Source organism: Crossiella sp. SN42, assembly GCF_023897065.1.
In the GTDB taxonomy this organism is placed as follows: domain Bacteria; phylum Actinomycetota; class Actinomycetes; order Mycobacteriales; family Pseudonocardiaceae; genus Crossiella.
Map to the genome: position 1 here is coordinate 1 of NZ_JAMHIV010000072.1, position 13998 is coordinate 13998.

The window sequence follows — 13998 nt, forward strand, 5'->3', positions numbered from 1 at the left end:
CTCGGCCGGCGCTGCGGCTTTGGTGTGATCACGCCGTCGGCCAGTTTCCGGGCCGTCAGCAGGAACGCCGTGTGTCCCACCATCCGGTGTTCCGGGCGGACCGCCAGGCCCACCACGTGCCAGGGCCGCATCAGGGTCTCGAAGGCCTGGGGCTCGGTCCACATCTCCTGTTCCCGCAACGCTTCCGTCACCTTGGACAGCTGCGTCGTGGTGGCCACGTAGACCACCAGCACGCCGCCGGGGATCAGTTTGCTGGCGATGGTGGGCAGGACGTCCCACGGGGCCAGCATGTCCAGGATCACCCGGTCCACCTCGCCGCCGTCGTACTCGCTGACGTCGCCCAGGGTGAGGGTCCAGTTGGGCGGGACCTCGCCGAAGAAGCGGGTGACGTTGCGTTCGGCGTGTTCGCGGTGGTCCTCGCGGATCTCCCAGGAGGTGACGCTGCCCTTCTCGCCTACCGCGCGGAGCAGGGAGCAGGTGAGGGCGCCGCTGCCTGCGCCTGCTTCCAGGACCCGGGCGCCGGGGAAGATGTCGCCCCACATCAGGATCTGGGCGGCGTCCTTGGGGTAGATGACCTGGGCGCCCCTGGGCATGGACAGCACGTAGTCCGAGAGCAGGGGGCGCAGGGCGAGGAAGGTGGTGCCGCCGACGGAGTTGACCACCGAGCCCTCGGGCTGACCGATCAGGGCGTCGTGCGGGATGGCGCCGCGGTGGGTGTGGTACTCCTTGCCTTCTTCCAGGACAACGGTGTACTTGCGGCCCTTCGGGTCGGTGAGTTGCACCCGGTCGCCGGGCTGGAACGGGCCGCTGGTGGAACTCACCGGGTGTTACCTCCGCACTACTGGCGCGACGTGCGCCTACTCAAGCTGGCGCACGATCCTAGCCCCGGCGTCGGCGCAGGGCGTCCCGCAGGTCCTCGCGGTGCAATACCCCGGCCGGGCGGCCGTCCTCGTCGACGACCAGGAACTGCCACGCCGCGGTGCCGCGCACCCGGTCGATGATCTCCTCGCCGGGTTCGGAGTCCAGGATGACCGTCTCGGCGTTGATCGGCTCGGCGGCCCGCTCCGCTGGGGCCAGGGGGCTGGTCGCGGCCAGGCGGGCGGCCATGGCGGCGTCCAGCAAGCCCGCGGCCACGCCGTCGGCGCGGACCAGGACCACGCCCCGGCCAGCGGAGGCGTCCAGGGCGTCGGCGACCGGGCTTTCCGCAGGCAGTTGCAGGATGGGGCGGACCAGGGCGGCCAGGGTCAGGCCCTCCGGCCAGGTGCGCTGCTGCTCGTTGGCCATCTCCGCGCCGGCGCCGATCACCACGAACCAGGCCATCAGCACGCACACCGCCAGCCGCAGCCACCGGTCAGGGGTGTTCGCGGCCAGGCCCATCACCGCCCACCAGACCATCGCCGCGGCCACCACGCCCGCGCCGACCACCGCGACCCTGGTGCCGGTCATCCGCTTGCCGGTGGCCGCCCACACCAGGGCACGCAGCACCCGGCCGCCGTCCAGGGGCAGGCCGGGCAACAGGTTGACCACGGCGACCGCGGCGTTGGCCACCGCGACCTGGAGCACCAGCAGCCACAGCACGCCGCCGTCGCGGACGAGCAGCAGGGCCAGTCCGGCCAGCGCGGCCAGGCCGACCGACACCGCGGGTCCCGCGGCGGCGACCCAGCCCTCCTGGCCCGGTTTGCTCGGGGTGCGGACCAGCTCGGCCGCGCCGCCCAGCAGTTGCAGCCGGACCCGGCGCACCGGCAGGCCAAGGCGCAGCGCCACCACGCAGTGGCCCAGTTCGTGCAGCAGCACCGACACCGCCAGCAGCACCGCGAACGCGGCGGCCAGCAGCACCGAGGTGACCAGGCCGGTGCCGGGCACCAGCATCTCCACCAGCGGCGTGTACAGCACCACGATCGCCACCGCCAGCAGCCACCAGGAGTGGGCCAGCAGCACCGGCACGCCGCCGACCCGGCCCAGCAGCAGGCCACCGTCACGCAGGCGCGGACGGCCGCCGCGGCCGTGGATGGTCGTCACGACCGGTGAGCCTAGGTCTTGGCATGTGGTGTCGACGTGACGGCGCTCCGCACGCACCGCTGTCAGGGGCCTGGCTTATGGTGCTGAGCGTGACCGATACCGCGCGGGATGCGACGCCCTCGACCGAGCCCGCCCTCGGCGAGGCGCAGGCACAGGTGCCGGCGCCGAGGCAGGCCGTGCGCAGGCTCGCGCTGTCCCCGTCCAGGGCCGGTGACTTCAAGCAGTGCCCGCTGCTCTACCGCTTCCGCGCGGTGGACCGGCTGCCGGAGAAGGCCACCAAGGCCCAGGTGCGCGGCACGCTGGTGCACGCGGTGCTGGAGGAGCTCTTCGCCAAGCCGGCCGCCGAGCGGGTGCCTGCCACCGCGCACGCGCTGGTCGAACCGGCCTGGCAGCGGTTGCAGCAGGAGCGGCCCGAGCTGGCCGAGGAGCTGTTCACCGGCGCGGACGACCCGGAGCAGGAGCCCTGGCTGAACTCCGCGCGCGGCCTGGTCGACGCCTACTTCGGCTTGGAGGACCCGCGCCGCCTGCAGCCGGAGGCCTGCGAGCTGCTGGTGGAGACCGAGCTGGACAACGGGGTCCTGCTGCGCGGCTACATCGACCGCCTGGACGTGGCCCCCACCGGCGAGATCCGGGTGGTCGACTACAAGACCGGCGCGGCGCCGCGGGAGATCGGCGAGGCCAAGGCGCTGTTCCAGATGAAGTTCTACGCGCTCGCGCTGTGGAAGCTGCGTGGCGTGGTGCCGCGGCAGCTCCAGCTGATGTACCTGGCCAACCGGGAGACGCTGAAGTACACCCCGGACGAGGCCGAGCTGCGCCGTTTCGAGCGCCTGGTCTCCGCGATCTGGCAGGCGATCCTGACCGCGGGCCGCACCGGCGACTTCCGGCCCAGCCGCAGCCGGTTGTGCGACTACTGCAACCACAAGGCGCTGTGCCCGGAGTTCGGCGGCACCCCGCCCGCCTATCCCGGCTGGCCGGAGCCCGCCGCGGAAGCCGAGACCGTGCTGGACCGGACGGACTGATCCGCCAACTGCACCATTGGGCACGCATTCGGCTATTCGCCCGAGGTTCCGCGCAATTCCCGCGCACCCCCTAGATCGTTTCGCTATAACGGAGTCATCGGTTCGCCGGTATCCGTTTCCCGGCGTAATTCGATCATTGCCAGGGGGAAGCATGGGGATTCCATCTCCGCATCACAGCGGGCGCGGGGGCGCCCGGGTCCGGCTCGTCGTGGTGCACACCGCGGAGGGCGCCCGCACGGTCGAGTCACTCGGCCGGTTCTTTCAGGGCAAGACGCAGGCATCCAGCCACGTCGGCATCGACGACCGGCGGATCGAGCAGTACGTCAACTACGACCGGGCAGCGTGGACACTGCGCTCCGGGAATCCGATCAGTGACAACGCCGAGCTGTGCGGATTCGCCAAGTGGAGCAGGGCGGAATGGCTCCAGCACCCACGGATGCTGGAACTCACCGCGCAGTGGATCGGCGAACGCTGCCGCGCGCGGGGCATCCCGCTGCGCAAGCTCACCCCGGCCCAGGTAGCGGCCGGCGAGTCCGGGGTCATCGGGCACCACGACTGGACGGTGGGCAAGAAAGAGGGCTCCCACTGGGATCCCGGACCTAATTTTCCCTGGGACCTGGTGATGGCCAAAGCCGGTGGTTCCAGTTCACACGGGGGTGTTTTCATGGCTCTGTCCGATCACGACCAGGCCGTCGTGCTGGAGGCCGCGAACGCGGTCCTGCTCGGCGAGGCGGGCAAGCGCAAGGCGGGCCGCACCGCGGCGATGCTCAACGACGTCAAAGGCGCGGTGGAGGAGCTGCTCGAACTGCTCCGTCCCGGCGTCGAGGGCGTCCGGCACGCGGGCCAACTGGCCCAGCTGATCAGCAAGGCGGCGGCGAACGAGGGGCTGCCCGAGGTGGGCGAGCTCTCCGACGCCGACCTGGAGCTGCTGGCCAAGGCGGCCTCGGCCGAGCTGAGCCGCCGCAAGGCCTGACGAACGACGACGGCACCCCAGCCAGTTGGCCGGGGTGCCGTCGCTTCGTTCAGAGCCGGCAGGAGCGGATGTCCGAGGTCAGCACCGCCTTGGCGCCCAGCGCGGCCAGCCGGTCCATGATCAGGTTCGCTTCCTTGCGCGGCACCATCGCCCGCACCGCCACCCACTGCGGGTCGGCCAGCGGGGCCACCGTCGGCGACTCCAGACCCGGGGTCAGGTTCACCGCGTCGTCCAGCAGCGTGCGCGGGCAGTCGTAGTCCAGCATCAGGTACTGCTGGGCGAAGACCACGCCCTGGATCCGGGCCGCCAGCTGCGCCTTCTCCGGCGTCTCGGCCGCGCCCGCGCGCTCCACCAGGATCGCCTCGGACACGCAGATCGGGTCGCCGAAGGCCACCAGGCCGTGCTGGCGCAGGGTGCGGCCGGAGCCGACCACGTCGGCCACCGCGTCGGCCACGCCGAGCTGGATGGAGATCTCCACCGCGCCGTCCAGGCGGATCACCTCGGCGCTGACCCCGTGCTCGGCCAGGCTCGCCCTGACCAGCCTCGGGTAGGCCGTGGCCACCCGCTTGCCGTCGAGGTCCTTGACCGTCCACTCCCGGCCCGCGGTGCCCGCGTAGCGGAAGGTGGAGCCGCCGAAGCCCAGCGCGAGCCGTTCGGTGACCGGCGCGCCGGAGTCCAGCGCGAGGTCCCGGCCGGTGATCCCCATGTCCAGCTCGCCGGAGCCGACGTAGATGGCGATGTCCTTGGGGCGCAGGAAGAAGAACTCGACGTCGTTGACCGGGTCGAGCACGGTCAGGTCGCGCTGCTCATGCCGGCCCCGGTAACCCGCCTCGGCAAGCATCTCGCTGGCGAAACCGGACAGCGTGCCCTTGTTGGGCACCGCGACACGCAACATGGCGTCCTACTCCGTGGTTGTGGTGGTCAGAGATACCGGTAGACGTCGTCCAGGGTGAGCCCCCGGCCGATCATGAGCACCTGGAGGCGGTAGAGCAGCTGGGAGATCTCCTCGGCGAGCTCCTCATCGGACTCGTGTTCGGCGGCCAGCCACACCTCCCCGGCCTCTTCGAGCACCTTCTTGCCCTGGGCGTGCACCCCGGCATCCAGCGCCGCGACGGTGCCCGAGCCCTCTGGCCGGGTCTTCGCCCGCTCGGTGAGCTCGGCGAACAGCTGGTCGAACGTCTTCACGGCACTGAATCCTTCCATCCCCGCCCGCCTGGCACGATCGCTGGGGGCCGGGGTGTGACCAGCGGCTCAGCCCTGGTCGAACAGGTTGGGCAGGCCGGCGCGGAAACGCCGGGTGTCCTCCTCCTGAAGTCCCCTCAGCTCGGGCGCGCGGAACAGGGTGAACAGCCGGGCCCGCGGCGCGCTGGACCCGGCCGCGTCCAGCACCGCGTTCGCGGCCAGCCGCCCGGCCTCGTTGGCCCCTTCCATGGTGGCCAGGTTGACGTTGTTGCGCACGAAGTCCGCGGCCAGGAACAGGTTCGGGATCCTGGTGGCCGCGTCCGGGCGGCGGGCCCAGGAGTCCACCGGGTTGATCAGCAGCGGCTCGTCGCTGCGCGCCCCGCCCGGCGCGCCCAGCTCGGTGATCGCCGGGTCCAGGAACCAGGAGTGCACGTCGGCCGGGCGCAGCAGGTTCTCCCCGGTGTCCTCCAGGCTGGCCTCCAGCTGCGCGATGACCTCCTCGTGCAGCTGTTGGCGGGTGCAGAACCGGGCTGGCTTGCGGTGCACGATGCCGGGGGCGTCCCAGTTGGAGATGATCGTGGACAGGCAGTCCTGGACGCTGCCGTCGCCGTAGCGGGTGAGGTCGCCGCCGCGCCAGAACTGGGCCTGGCTGACCGAGGTGAGCGCCCAGGGCGTGTCCACGTAGCTGACGTGCCCGTGCACCAGTGGCAGCTTGCGCCGCAGGTAGAACATCACCCCGTTCATCCACTCCGTGCGCAGCTCGCCGACCAGCCGCAGCCGGGGGTCGGCGGCCAGCACCTCGGGTCCCCACAGCGGCAGCGCCCGCTCCACCGGCACGGCGCTGACGTAGTGGTCCGCGCTCACCTGGGTGCGGCCGGCCGCGGTGCGCACGGTGACCCCGGTGATCCGGCCGCCCGCACAGTGCAGGCGTTCCGCGGCGCCGGTCTGGAAGCGCACGCCGAGGGAGCGCAGGTGGGTGATCCACGGGTCGATCCAGGCCTCGTTGGTGGGCGCGTTGAGCACCCGGTCCACCGCGCCGTCGTTGCCGCGGCCCAGCGCGGTGTTGAGGAAGGCCTCCAGGATCAGGCCGACGGTGTGCGAGCTGGCCTCCTCCGCGCGCATCGCGACCAGCAGCCTGGTCAGGCCGATGCCGAAGATCCGCCCGTACTCCGCCGAGCGCGAGCGCGCGCCCAGGAAGTCCCACCACGGGGTGCGCTCCCACTGGCCGAGCCGCCGCTCGTCGCCGCTGGTCAGGTAGACGACCAGGCGGTTGGCGAAGTGCGCGGTCTCCCAGGGCGGCAGCCGCAGCGCGGTGTCCAGCAGCGCGATCAGCGCGGGCAGCAGCACCGAGGGGTCCAGGCTGGGGAAGGGCAGCTTCAGCGGCACGAACAGGTCGAACCGGCCGCCGGTGCGGGCCAGCCGGAACATCGAGCCGTCCACCAGGTTGTCGTGCACGCCGTTGCGGTTGCCGGGGAACGGGATCCGGCGCAGCGTGTCCGGCAGGTTGCGGTAGAAGCCGGGGAAGAACCGGAAACCGTGCTCGCCGGGCAGATCAGGGCGACCGCCCTGACCGGTGCCGGGCACCGGGATGCTGCGCGCCTTGCCGCCGAGCTCCTTGCGTTCCAGCACGGTGACCGCGAACCCGCGTTCGGCCAGCTCGTGCGCGGCGGTCAGCCCGCCGATGCCGCCGCCCAGCACGAGCACCGACCCGGCACTCGCCCTGGGCGATCGCCCTGCCGCTTGTCCCGCGCCCAGGCCGAGCGCGGCCGCGCCGCCCAGTGCCACACCGCCGGCGAGCAAGCTCCGCCGTGACAAACCACCCATGATCACACCCCTGGGCAAAACCCTAGGCAGAGGCGGGGATGAGCGGACAGTGCCCGATCGGCTGGACCTGATCAGGCGTGTTCGGCTTGCCCGTCGCGGTCCGTGTCCTCCGGCTGGTCCAGTCCGGGCACGACCGCCGCGAACAGCCCAAGACCCAACCCGTACGGGTCGTCCATGCCGACCGCGCGCAGGGTGTCCGAGGGCAGCGCGAGCAGCGAGATGGCCACGCCGAGCAGGTAGGCGTCCAGCAGCCCGGCGTCCTTGGTGGTGGTGCCCAGCCCGGCGGCCCGGTGCACCTCGGCGATGGCCGCGGCGTTGGCGTGCACCATCTCACCGAGCGCGGCGCGCACCTCGGGGCGGCGCACGCCCTCCAGGTACAGCTCGAACATGGCCAGGATCTGGGTGCGGTCGCCCTGCAGTGCCCGGTGCAGCAGCGCCGGGTACAGCTCGCTGACCTGGCTGGGCGTCACGCCTGCCGGGGTGGTCTCGCGCAGCCGCTGCACCGCCTCGCCGTGCTCGTCGGCCATCCGGCGGGCCGCGGCGGCCAGCAGCGCGTCGCGGGTCGGGAAGTAGTTCTTGGTGGTGCCCAGCGGTACCTCGGCGGCACGGTCGACCGCGCGGTGGGTCAGCCCTCGGCCACCCTCGCGCGCGAGCACCTCGATCGCCGTGTCAGCGAGCAGCTCCCGACGCGTCGACCTGCGCTTTTCGTCTCCCCGACCAGTGTTCACAACACGTTGATGGTAACCCTCGGGGCGGGAGGGTGGATCATGCACCCGTGAGTGCTCCTCTGGCGCGGCGGCTGGGTGCCGCCGACGCGGTGACCGTCGGACTGGCCGCGATGGTGGGCGCGGGGGTGTTCAGCGTGTTCGGCCCGGCCGCCGCGGCCGCGGGCGCGGGGCTGCTGCCCGCGCTGGCACTGGCCGCGCTGATCGCCTACTGCAACGCCACCTCCACCCTGCGCCTGGCGCTGCGCTACCCGACCTCCGGCGGGGCCTACGTCTTCGGCCGCGAGCGGCTGGGCCCGCTGTGGGGCAACCTGGCGGGCTGGTGCTTCCTGCTGGGCAAGACCGCCAGCTGCGCGGCCATGGCGCTGACCGTGGGGCAGTACCTGTGGCCGTCCTACGCGCGGCCGGTGGCGGTGGCCGCGGTGCTCGGGCTGACCGCGCTGAACTACTTCGGCGTGCAGCGCGGCGCGCGGCTGGCCAGGGTGGTGGTCACGATCGTGCTGGTCTCCCTGGTGGGCCTGGCGGTGCTGGCGCTGACCACCGGGTCGCCGCAGGCCGAGCGGCTGGTCCCGCACTCCCCGACCGGCGTGCTGACCGCGGCCGCGCTGCTGTTCTTCGCCTTCGCCGGGTACGCCCGGATCGCCACCCTCGGCGAGGAGGTCACCGACCCGCGCCGCACCCTCACCCGCGCGGTCCCGCTCGCCCTGGGCATCGCGCTGGCGGTCTACGCGCTGCTCGCGGTGGCCGCGCTGGCCACCGTCGGCGCGGCCGGGCTGGCCGCCTCCCCCGCGCCGCTGCGCACCGTCCTGGAGGCCACGCCGCTGCGGGAGCACGGCTGGCTGATCGCGATCCTCGGCGCGGTGGCCGCGCTCGGCTCGCTGCTCGCGCTGGTCCTGGGCGTGTCCAGGACCGCGCTGGCGATGGCCCGGGACGGGAACCTGCCACGCTGGCTGGCCGCGGTGCACCCCAAGCACCGGGTCCCGCACCACGCCGAACTGGTGGTCGGGGTGATCGCGGCGAGCGCGGCGGCGGCGCTGGAGTTGCGGCAGGCCATCGGGCTGTCCTCCTTCGGCGTGCTGCTCTACTACGCGGTGGCCAACGCCGCGGCCTGGACCCTGGAACCGGAGTTCCGGCCGCCCCGCTGGATCCCGATTGCCGGACTTGTCGGTTGTGTCCTGCTCGCCGGTGTGCTGATCTGGGGCGGTGGTGCGTGGTGAACGGCTGCTCGTCCTGTCAGCGCTGACGATGGTGGCCCTGTTGGTCACCGGGCTGCTGGCGTTGATCGCCGCCCCGCACCTGCGGCCACAGCTCAGCTACGCCGAGGGCGCGGTGCCTGCCGAGGAGGCCACCTACACCTGCCGGGCCGCCATGGGCCTGGACGGGGTGCTGCCCTGTCCGAGGGAACGGGACTACCGCTGGCGGCTGGCCGCGCACGGCAGTCTCAGCACCACCTGGACCACCAGCCGCAGCGACACCGACCACCTGGGCGGGGTGCTGGTCAGGGACCGCGCCGAGTGCCCGGACAGCGAGATCGGCTGGACGCTGAGCGCCAACGGCCGGGCCAGCTCCGGTGTGCTGTCCGGGACCGACCGGGCGGTGGTGGTGAACCTGGACCTCGCGGAGAGCCAGGACCGGATCACGCTGGCCCTGCGCCGCCTGGACGCCGCCCCGTGCGCGAGCAGCCTGGAATGGCGCCAGGCCGCCCCCGAGGCCCCCTGGCTGGGCTTCCTCTGGTCCTGGTGACCGGGTGGGGCGCGGTGGCGCCCCACCCGGATCAGGAGCTGCTTTCCTTGCCCCGCAAGGTGAACCGGGCGCCGACCAGCACGCCGACGCACAGCAGCGGCAGCACGAACAGCGCCACCGGCAGGGTGAAGGCCTGGGCCAGCCCGCCGATCATCGGCGGGCCCAGCAGGAAGCCGGGCCAGGCCGCCGCGGACACCGCCGCGATCGCCTGTGCGGCATGGCGTCCGGGCAGCGCGGCGGCGCTGCTGAAGACCACCGGTACCGCGCAGGCCACGCCGAGTCCCAGGGTGGCGAAGCCCAGCAGCGCCGCCCACGGGTGCCCGATGAGCAGGGCCGCGGTGAAGACCACCACCGCGACCGCGGCCAGCGTGCCGACCACCGCGCGGCCGCCGAAGCGGACCACCCAGCGGTCGCCCATGGCCCGGCCCAGGAACATGCTCAGCGCGAAGGCGCTGAAGGCGAACCCGGCGAAGGCGGGCGAGGTGCCCAGGTTCTCCTTCATGTACAGCGCCGACCACTCCGCCGCCGCGCCCTCGCAGAGCACCGCGGCCAGCATCAGCGCGCCGAGGGCGAGCAGCTTGCCGTCCTTGAACGGGAAGGACACCCCGCCCTTCTCCTTGCGCTCGTGCTTGGCCGAGCGGTCCCCGGTCAGCGCCAGCTTCACCGTGGCCGGCACGAAGATCAGCACCAGCACGCCCACCAGCAGCATCTGCGCGGTCAGCGGCAGGCCGACGGAGATGGCCAGGCCGCCGAGCGCGCCACCGGTGGCCGCGCCCAGGCTCCAGCAGGCGTGGAAGCTGGACATCACCGAGCGGCCGTACTCCCGCTCCACCAGCACCGCCTGCGCGTTCATCGCCACGTCCAGCGAACCCTGGAACGCCCCCCACACCGCCAGCGCGAGGAACAGCGTGAACAGCGAGTCGGCCAGGCCCAGCAGTCCCGCGGAGAGGCCGTAGCCGATCGCGGTGATCACCATGACCCGGCGGCTGCCCAGCCAGGACACCAGCGCTCCGGTGCACAGGATGGCCAGCAGCGCGCCGACCGGGCCGCCCAGCAGCGCGATGCCCAGCTGGCCGTCGCTGAGCGCGAGCTTGGCCTTCACCAGCGGGATGTACGGAGTCCAGGTCGCGAACAGGGTCGCGTGCAGGGCGAACACCCCCGACAGCACGAGTCGGGCGGCCCGTGCGGATCGCGCAGGAGCGACCACGCCGGTTTCAGACACAATGCACCTCCACTCCAGCTTTGCGTAGTTGGTCCAGTTCGTCTTCCGGGGCAGCCGAGTCGGTCACCAGCACGTGCAGCGCGTCCAGCTCGCACACCCTGGCGAAGGCCCTTCTGCCCAGCTTGGAGGCGTCCACCGCGGCGATGACCCGCGCCGAGGCGCGCACCGCGGCCCGCTTGACCTGGGACTCGGCCAGGTCGTACGCGGTCACCCCGTCCTTGCCGCTGACCCCGCAGCAGCCCAGCACCAGGGTGTCGAAGCGCATCCGGTCCAGCGCGTACTCCGTCAACGGCCCGATGAAGGCCTGCTCAGGTTTGCGCACATCGCCGCCGGGCAGCACCTGGCGCACGTGCTCGGCCTGCTCGAAGGCCGCCGCGATGTGCAGGGACAGCGGCAGCACGGTCAGCCGGCGGCCGGTGGAGGCCCGTGCCGCCTCCAGCGCGGTGGTGCCGCTGTCGAAGACCACGCTCTCGCCGTCGTCGAGCAGCCCGGCCACGGCCAGCCCGATCCGGCGCTTGGCGTCCACGTGCTGGCGGGTGCGCACCGCGAACGGGGTCTCCTCACCGGCCAGCATGCTCACCGCGGCCCCGCGCACCCGGCGGAGCAGGCCATCCCGCTCCAGCGCGTCAAGATCGCGGCGAATGGTCATCTCCGAACACTGGGTGAGCTCGGCCAGGTCCGCTACCGTCATCCGGGAGCGCTCCCGGAGAGCGGTCAGGATCATCTCGTGCCGTTGCACACTTTCCACCTGTTCATACGAACACAGGTGTTGTTTGCTGCGCAACCGGTTTCAAGAGGAACATGGGATGAACGGATCTTGACACGGACGGCAGAGTGGTATGGACCACTTTCGCCGGACCCGGACGGAGCCCCATGGGATACGCAGCCACCGTGCACGAGCACCTCCAGCGGGTGGAGGAGGCCAACGCCGAGGCGGTAGCGCAGGTCGTGGACCTGTTGCTGGAGGTGGTCCGCGCCGACGGCCTGATCCACACCGCCGGGGCCGGGCACTCGCTGGCCGCGGTGGCCGAGACCTTCTACCGCGCGGGCGGCCTGGCCAACGTGCGCCCGATCTACCACCCGGAACTGCTGCCGATGCACGGCGCCAGGGCCAGCACCACGGCCGAGCGCCGCTCCGGCCTGGCCGCCGAGACCCTGGGCGAGCAGCCCTTCGGCCCGGACGACCTGCTGATCGTCTTCTCCACCTCCGGCGTCAACCCCTACCCCGTGGAGCTGGCCAAGGCCGCGGTCGCCGCGGGCCGCCCGGTGGTCGCGGTGACCTCCCGCGAGGCCAGCGCCGCCGCGCCGATCCGCTCCGGCACCACCCTGGCCGCGGAGTCCACGGTGGTCCTGGACAACCTGGTCCGGGTCGGCGACGCCAGCTACCCCGCCGACGCCCCCGCCACCGCCCCGCTGTCCTCGCTGGCCAACGGCTTCCTGTGGAACCTGCTGCTGGTCGGCCTGCACGACGCGGCGACCAAGGCCGACATCCAGCTGCCGCTGTGGCGCAGCGCGAACATGGTCGGCGGCGACGAGGCGAACAAGAGCCTGATGACCCGCTACCAGCCGCTGATCCCCGTGCTCGAATGACCCGAAGTAGAACTACCTATTGAGCAGATGCTCAAGTACTGGCTAGTGTCCCCCGGTGCGGGTGGTAGAAGCCCGCACCGGATTTGGGGGGATTCACTTGGTCAGCAAGCGTGCGCGCACCTGGGTGTTAACCGGCGGGGCGGTGGTCACCGCGGTCGCCGCCGCGGCCGGGGTGCTGGTGCTGTGGGGACCGGGCGAGGCGGAGGAGAAACCCAGCTCGTCCACCCCGAGCAGGTCCCCCGTGTCGGCGACGGAGGCGGCCAACGGCTTCCTCTCCGCCTTCGCCAACAACGACATCAGCAGCTCAGCCGCCCTGACCGACAACCGGGGCGCGGCCGAACCGGCCCTGAAGTCCCTGCGCAACCCCGCCCCGGAAAGCCGCCCGGTCAAGATCCTGGCCAAACCGAAGGCCCCGCCCCAGCCCAAGCCGGAGGACACCGAGCTCACGGTGCCCTTCACCGCCCGCTGGGAGTTCGAGGGCGGCCGGGTGTGGGAGTACGAACACGAGCTGAAGCTGCGCAAGGAGCACAACCGCTGGGCCGTGCGCTGGACCCCGGAGGCCCTGCACCCCCAGCTCACCGCGGGCCGGACCCTGTCGCTGACCACGGCCAGCGGTGATGGCGAGCTCCTGGGCGGCGACGGCAAACCGGTAGCCGACAACGACCTGTCCCCGTCGGTGCTGCCCGCCGTGCGCCGAGCGCTGGCCGGCGACCTCAAGGGCGAGACGAGCTGGCAGCTGGTGGTCAAGGAGCCGGACGGCAAACAGGCCGCGGTACTGGCCGAGCACAAGGGCAAGGCGGCCAAGAACGTCGGCATCACCCTGCTCCCCCAGGTGCAGTCGGCCGCACAGAAAGCGGTCAACAGCGAAAAACGCCCCGCGATGATCGTGGCCATGCGCAACACCGGCGAACTACTGGCCATCGCCCAAAACACGGCAGCCGACACCAAAGGCGTCCCAGCCCTGAGCGGCCTGTACGCCCCCGGCTCCACCTTCAAGATCGCCACCGCCGCCGCGGTCCTCCAAGCGGCCAAAGCCGACCCGGGCACCGTCCTGCCCTGCCCCAGCGAAGAAACCATCAAACAACGCCGAGTCCGCAACGACGAGAAGTTCGACCTGGGCGAGGTCCCCCTCCGCAAGGCGTTCGCCCACTCCTGCAACACCACCTTCGCCAACCTCGCCGCCGACCTCCCCACCACCGCCCTCCCGGACGCCGCCCGCCAACTCGGCATCGGCGCGGACTTCGACGTCCCCGGCATCAAGACCAACACCGGCAACGTCCCCACTCCCGCGGCGGGTGCCGCCCAGGTGGAAGCCAGCTTTGGGCAGGGGACCGTGCAGACCAGCCCGTTCGGTATGGCTTTGGTTTGCGCCACCATCGCCAACAACGGCAAACCTCCCGTGCCAATCCTGGTCCGCGGACAGCAGACCGCGGTGAACAAGGCGGCCACGCCACTGCCGTCCGGGGTGGCGGGGCAGTTGAAGGGGATGATGCGGGAGGTGGTCACCACTGGGACCGCGAAGGGGTTGAGCGGATTTGGTGCGGTGCATGGTAAGACGGGCACGGCACAGTTCGGGGACGGGACGCAGTCACACGGGTGGTTCGCCGGATTCCGCGGCAATGTGGCCTTCGCGGTACTGATCGAGGACGCGGGCAGTTCCAAGGCCGCGGTGGGCATGACCGGCGAGTTCTTGAAGGGCTT

The 13998-nt window shown here is 72.0% G+C and carries 14 protein-coding genes; 6 read left to right on the forward strand and 8 right to left on the reverse strand.

Translation table 11 applies throughout. The features are described 5' to 3' along the window. On the reverse strand, positions 1–821 hold an 821-nt coding region (locus tag M8C13_RS44090; RefSeq protein ID WP_252486827.1), incomplete at its 3' end, for a tRNA (adenine-N1)-methyltransferase. 58 nt (positions 822–879) lie between these two features. Then, a complete protein-coding gene (locus M8C13_RS44095) occupies positions 880–2019 on the reverse strand; it encodes a site-2 protease family protein (RefSeq protein WP_252486828.1) in 1140 nt (379 codons plus the stop codon). A 77-nt stretch (positions 2020–2096) separates the two neighbouring features. Between M8C13_RS44095 and M8C13_RS44100 the strand changes: the two genes are divergently transcribed. Both M8C13_RS44100 and M8C13_RS44105 read left to right on the forward strand, forming a co-directional pair. Then, positions 2097–3038 (forward strand): RecB family exonuclease, encoded by a 942-nt coding sequence (locus M8C13_RS44100; protein WP_374213384.1) that lies wholly within the window; start codon positions 2097–2099, stop codon positions 3036–3038. A 151-nt stretch (positions 3039–3189) separates the two neighbouring features. Next, positions 3190–4011 carry an N-acetylmuramoyl-L-alanine amidase gene (locus M8C13_RS44105; protein ID WP_252486829.1) on the forward strand — a complete coding sequence of 274 codons (822 nt, stop codon included), beginning with the start codon at positions 3190–3192 and terminating at the stop codon, positions 4009–4011. 49 nt (positions 4012–4060) lie between these two features. Here M8C13_RS44105 and hisG read toward each other — a convergent pair whose 3' ends face one another. The 4 genes from hisG to M8C13_RS44125 all read right to left on the reverse strand — a co-directional run bounded on the left by hisG (position 4061) and on the right by M8C13_RS44125 (position 7745). Continuing rightward, complete coding sequence (gene hisG / locus M8C13_RS44110) at positions 4061–4906, reverse strand: ATP phosphoribosyltransferase (RefSeq protein WP_252486830.1); 846 nt, start codon at positions 4904–4906, stop codon at positions 4061–4063. 26 nt (positions 4907–4932) lie between these two features. Continuing rightward, entirely contained in the window at positions 4933–5196 is a 264-nt protein-coding gene (locus M8C13_RS44115) for a phosphoribosyl-ATP diphosphatase (RefSeq protein WP_252486831.1), read from the reverse strand. Between the two features lie 66 nt (positions 5197–5262). After that, on the reverse strand, positions 5263–7017 hold the full coding sequence (locus M8C13_RS44120; RefSeq protein ID WP_252486832.1) for an FAD-dependent oxidoreductase: 1755 nt from the start codon (positions 7015–7017) through the stop codon (positions 5263–5265). Positions 7018–7088: 71 nt separating this feature from the next. Next, entirely contained in the window at positions 7089–7745 is a 657-nt protein-coding gene (locus tag M8C13_RS44125; RefSeq protein WP_252486833.1) for a TetR/AcrR family transcriptional regulator, read from the reverse strand. Between the two features lie 47 nt (positions 7746–7792). On the opposite strand from M8C13_RS44125, the gene M8C13_RS44130 reads away from it, so the two are divergent. Both M8C13_RS44130 and M8C13_RS44135 read left to right on the forward strand, forming a co-directional pair. Next, positions 7793–8959 (forward strand): APC family permease, encoded by a 1167-nt coding sequence (locus M8C13_RS44130; protein ID WP_308202923.1) that lies wholly within the window; start codon positions 7793–7795, stop codon positions 8957–8959. Then, positions 8949–9485, forward strand: coding sequence for a hypothetical protein (locus tag M8C13_RS44135; RefSeq protein ID WP_252486834.1), 537 nt, complete (start codon positions 8949–8951; stop codon positions 9483–9485). The genes M8C13_RS44130 and M8C13_RS44135 overlap by 11 nt, the downstream gene beginning before the upstream one ends. 31 nt (positions 9486–9516) lie before the next feature. Here the strand turns inward: M8C13_RS44135 and M8C13_RS44140 are convergent, their stop codons facing one another. Further along, positions 9517–10641, reverse strand: coding sequence for an MFS transporter (locus M8C13_RS44140; protein WP_252486835.1), 1125 nt, complete (start codon positions 10639–10641; stop codon positions 9517–9519). A 58-nt stretch (positions 10642–10699) separates the two neighbouring features. After that, positions 10700–11431, reverse strand: a complete 732-nt coding sequence (locus tag M8C13_RS44145) for a DeoR/GlpR family DNA-binding transcription regulator (protein WP_252486840.1) — start codon at positions 11429–11431, stop codon at positions 10700–10702. Positions 11432–11580: 149 nt separating this feature from the next. On the opposite strand from M8C13_RS44145, the gene M8C13_RS44150 reads away from it, so the two are divergent. Together M8C13_RS44150 and M8C13_RS44155 are read left to right on the forward strand one after the other, a co-directional pair. After that, a complete protein-coding gene (locus M8C13_RS44150; protein WP_252486836.1) occupies positions 11581–12297 on the forward strand; it encodes a sugar isomerase domain-containing protein in 717 nt (238 codons plus the stop codon). Between the two features lie 97 nt (positions 12298–12394). Then, the coding region (locus M8C13_RS44155; protein WP_252486837.1) for a penicillin-binding transpeptidase domain-containing protein at positions 12395–13998 on the forward strand (1604 nt) is incomplete at its 3' end.

Bases quoted from the DNA above. Each gene is read 5' to 3' on its own strand.
- M8C13_RS44150 (WP_252486836.1), top strand. From the start codon at position 11,581: ATGGGATACGCAGCCACCGTGCACGAGCACCTCCAGCGGGTGGAGGAG.
- M8C13_RS44145 (WP_252486840.1), bottom strand. From the start codon at position 11,431: ATGATCCTGACCGCTCTCCGGGAGCGCTCCCGGATGACGGTAGCGGAC.
- hisG (WP_252486830.1), bottom strand. From the start codon at position 4,906: ATGTTGCGTGTCGCGGTGCCCAACAAGGGCACGCTGTCCGGTTTCGCC.
- M8C13_RS44105 (WP_252486829.1), top strand. From the start codon at position 3,190: ATGGGGATTCCATCTCCGCATCACAGCGGGCGCGGGGGCGCCCGGGTC.
- M8C13_RS44100 (WP_374213384.1), top strand. From the start codon at position 2,097: ATGGTGCTGAGCGTGACCGATACCGCGCGGGATGCGACGCCCTCGACC.
- M8C13_RS44120 (WP_252486832.1), bottom strand. From the start codon at position 7,017: ATGGGTGGTTTGTCACGGCGGAGCTTGCTCGCCGGCGGTGTGGCACTG.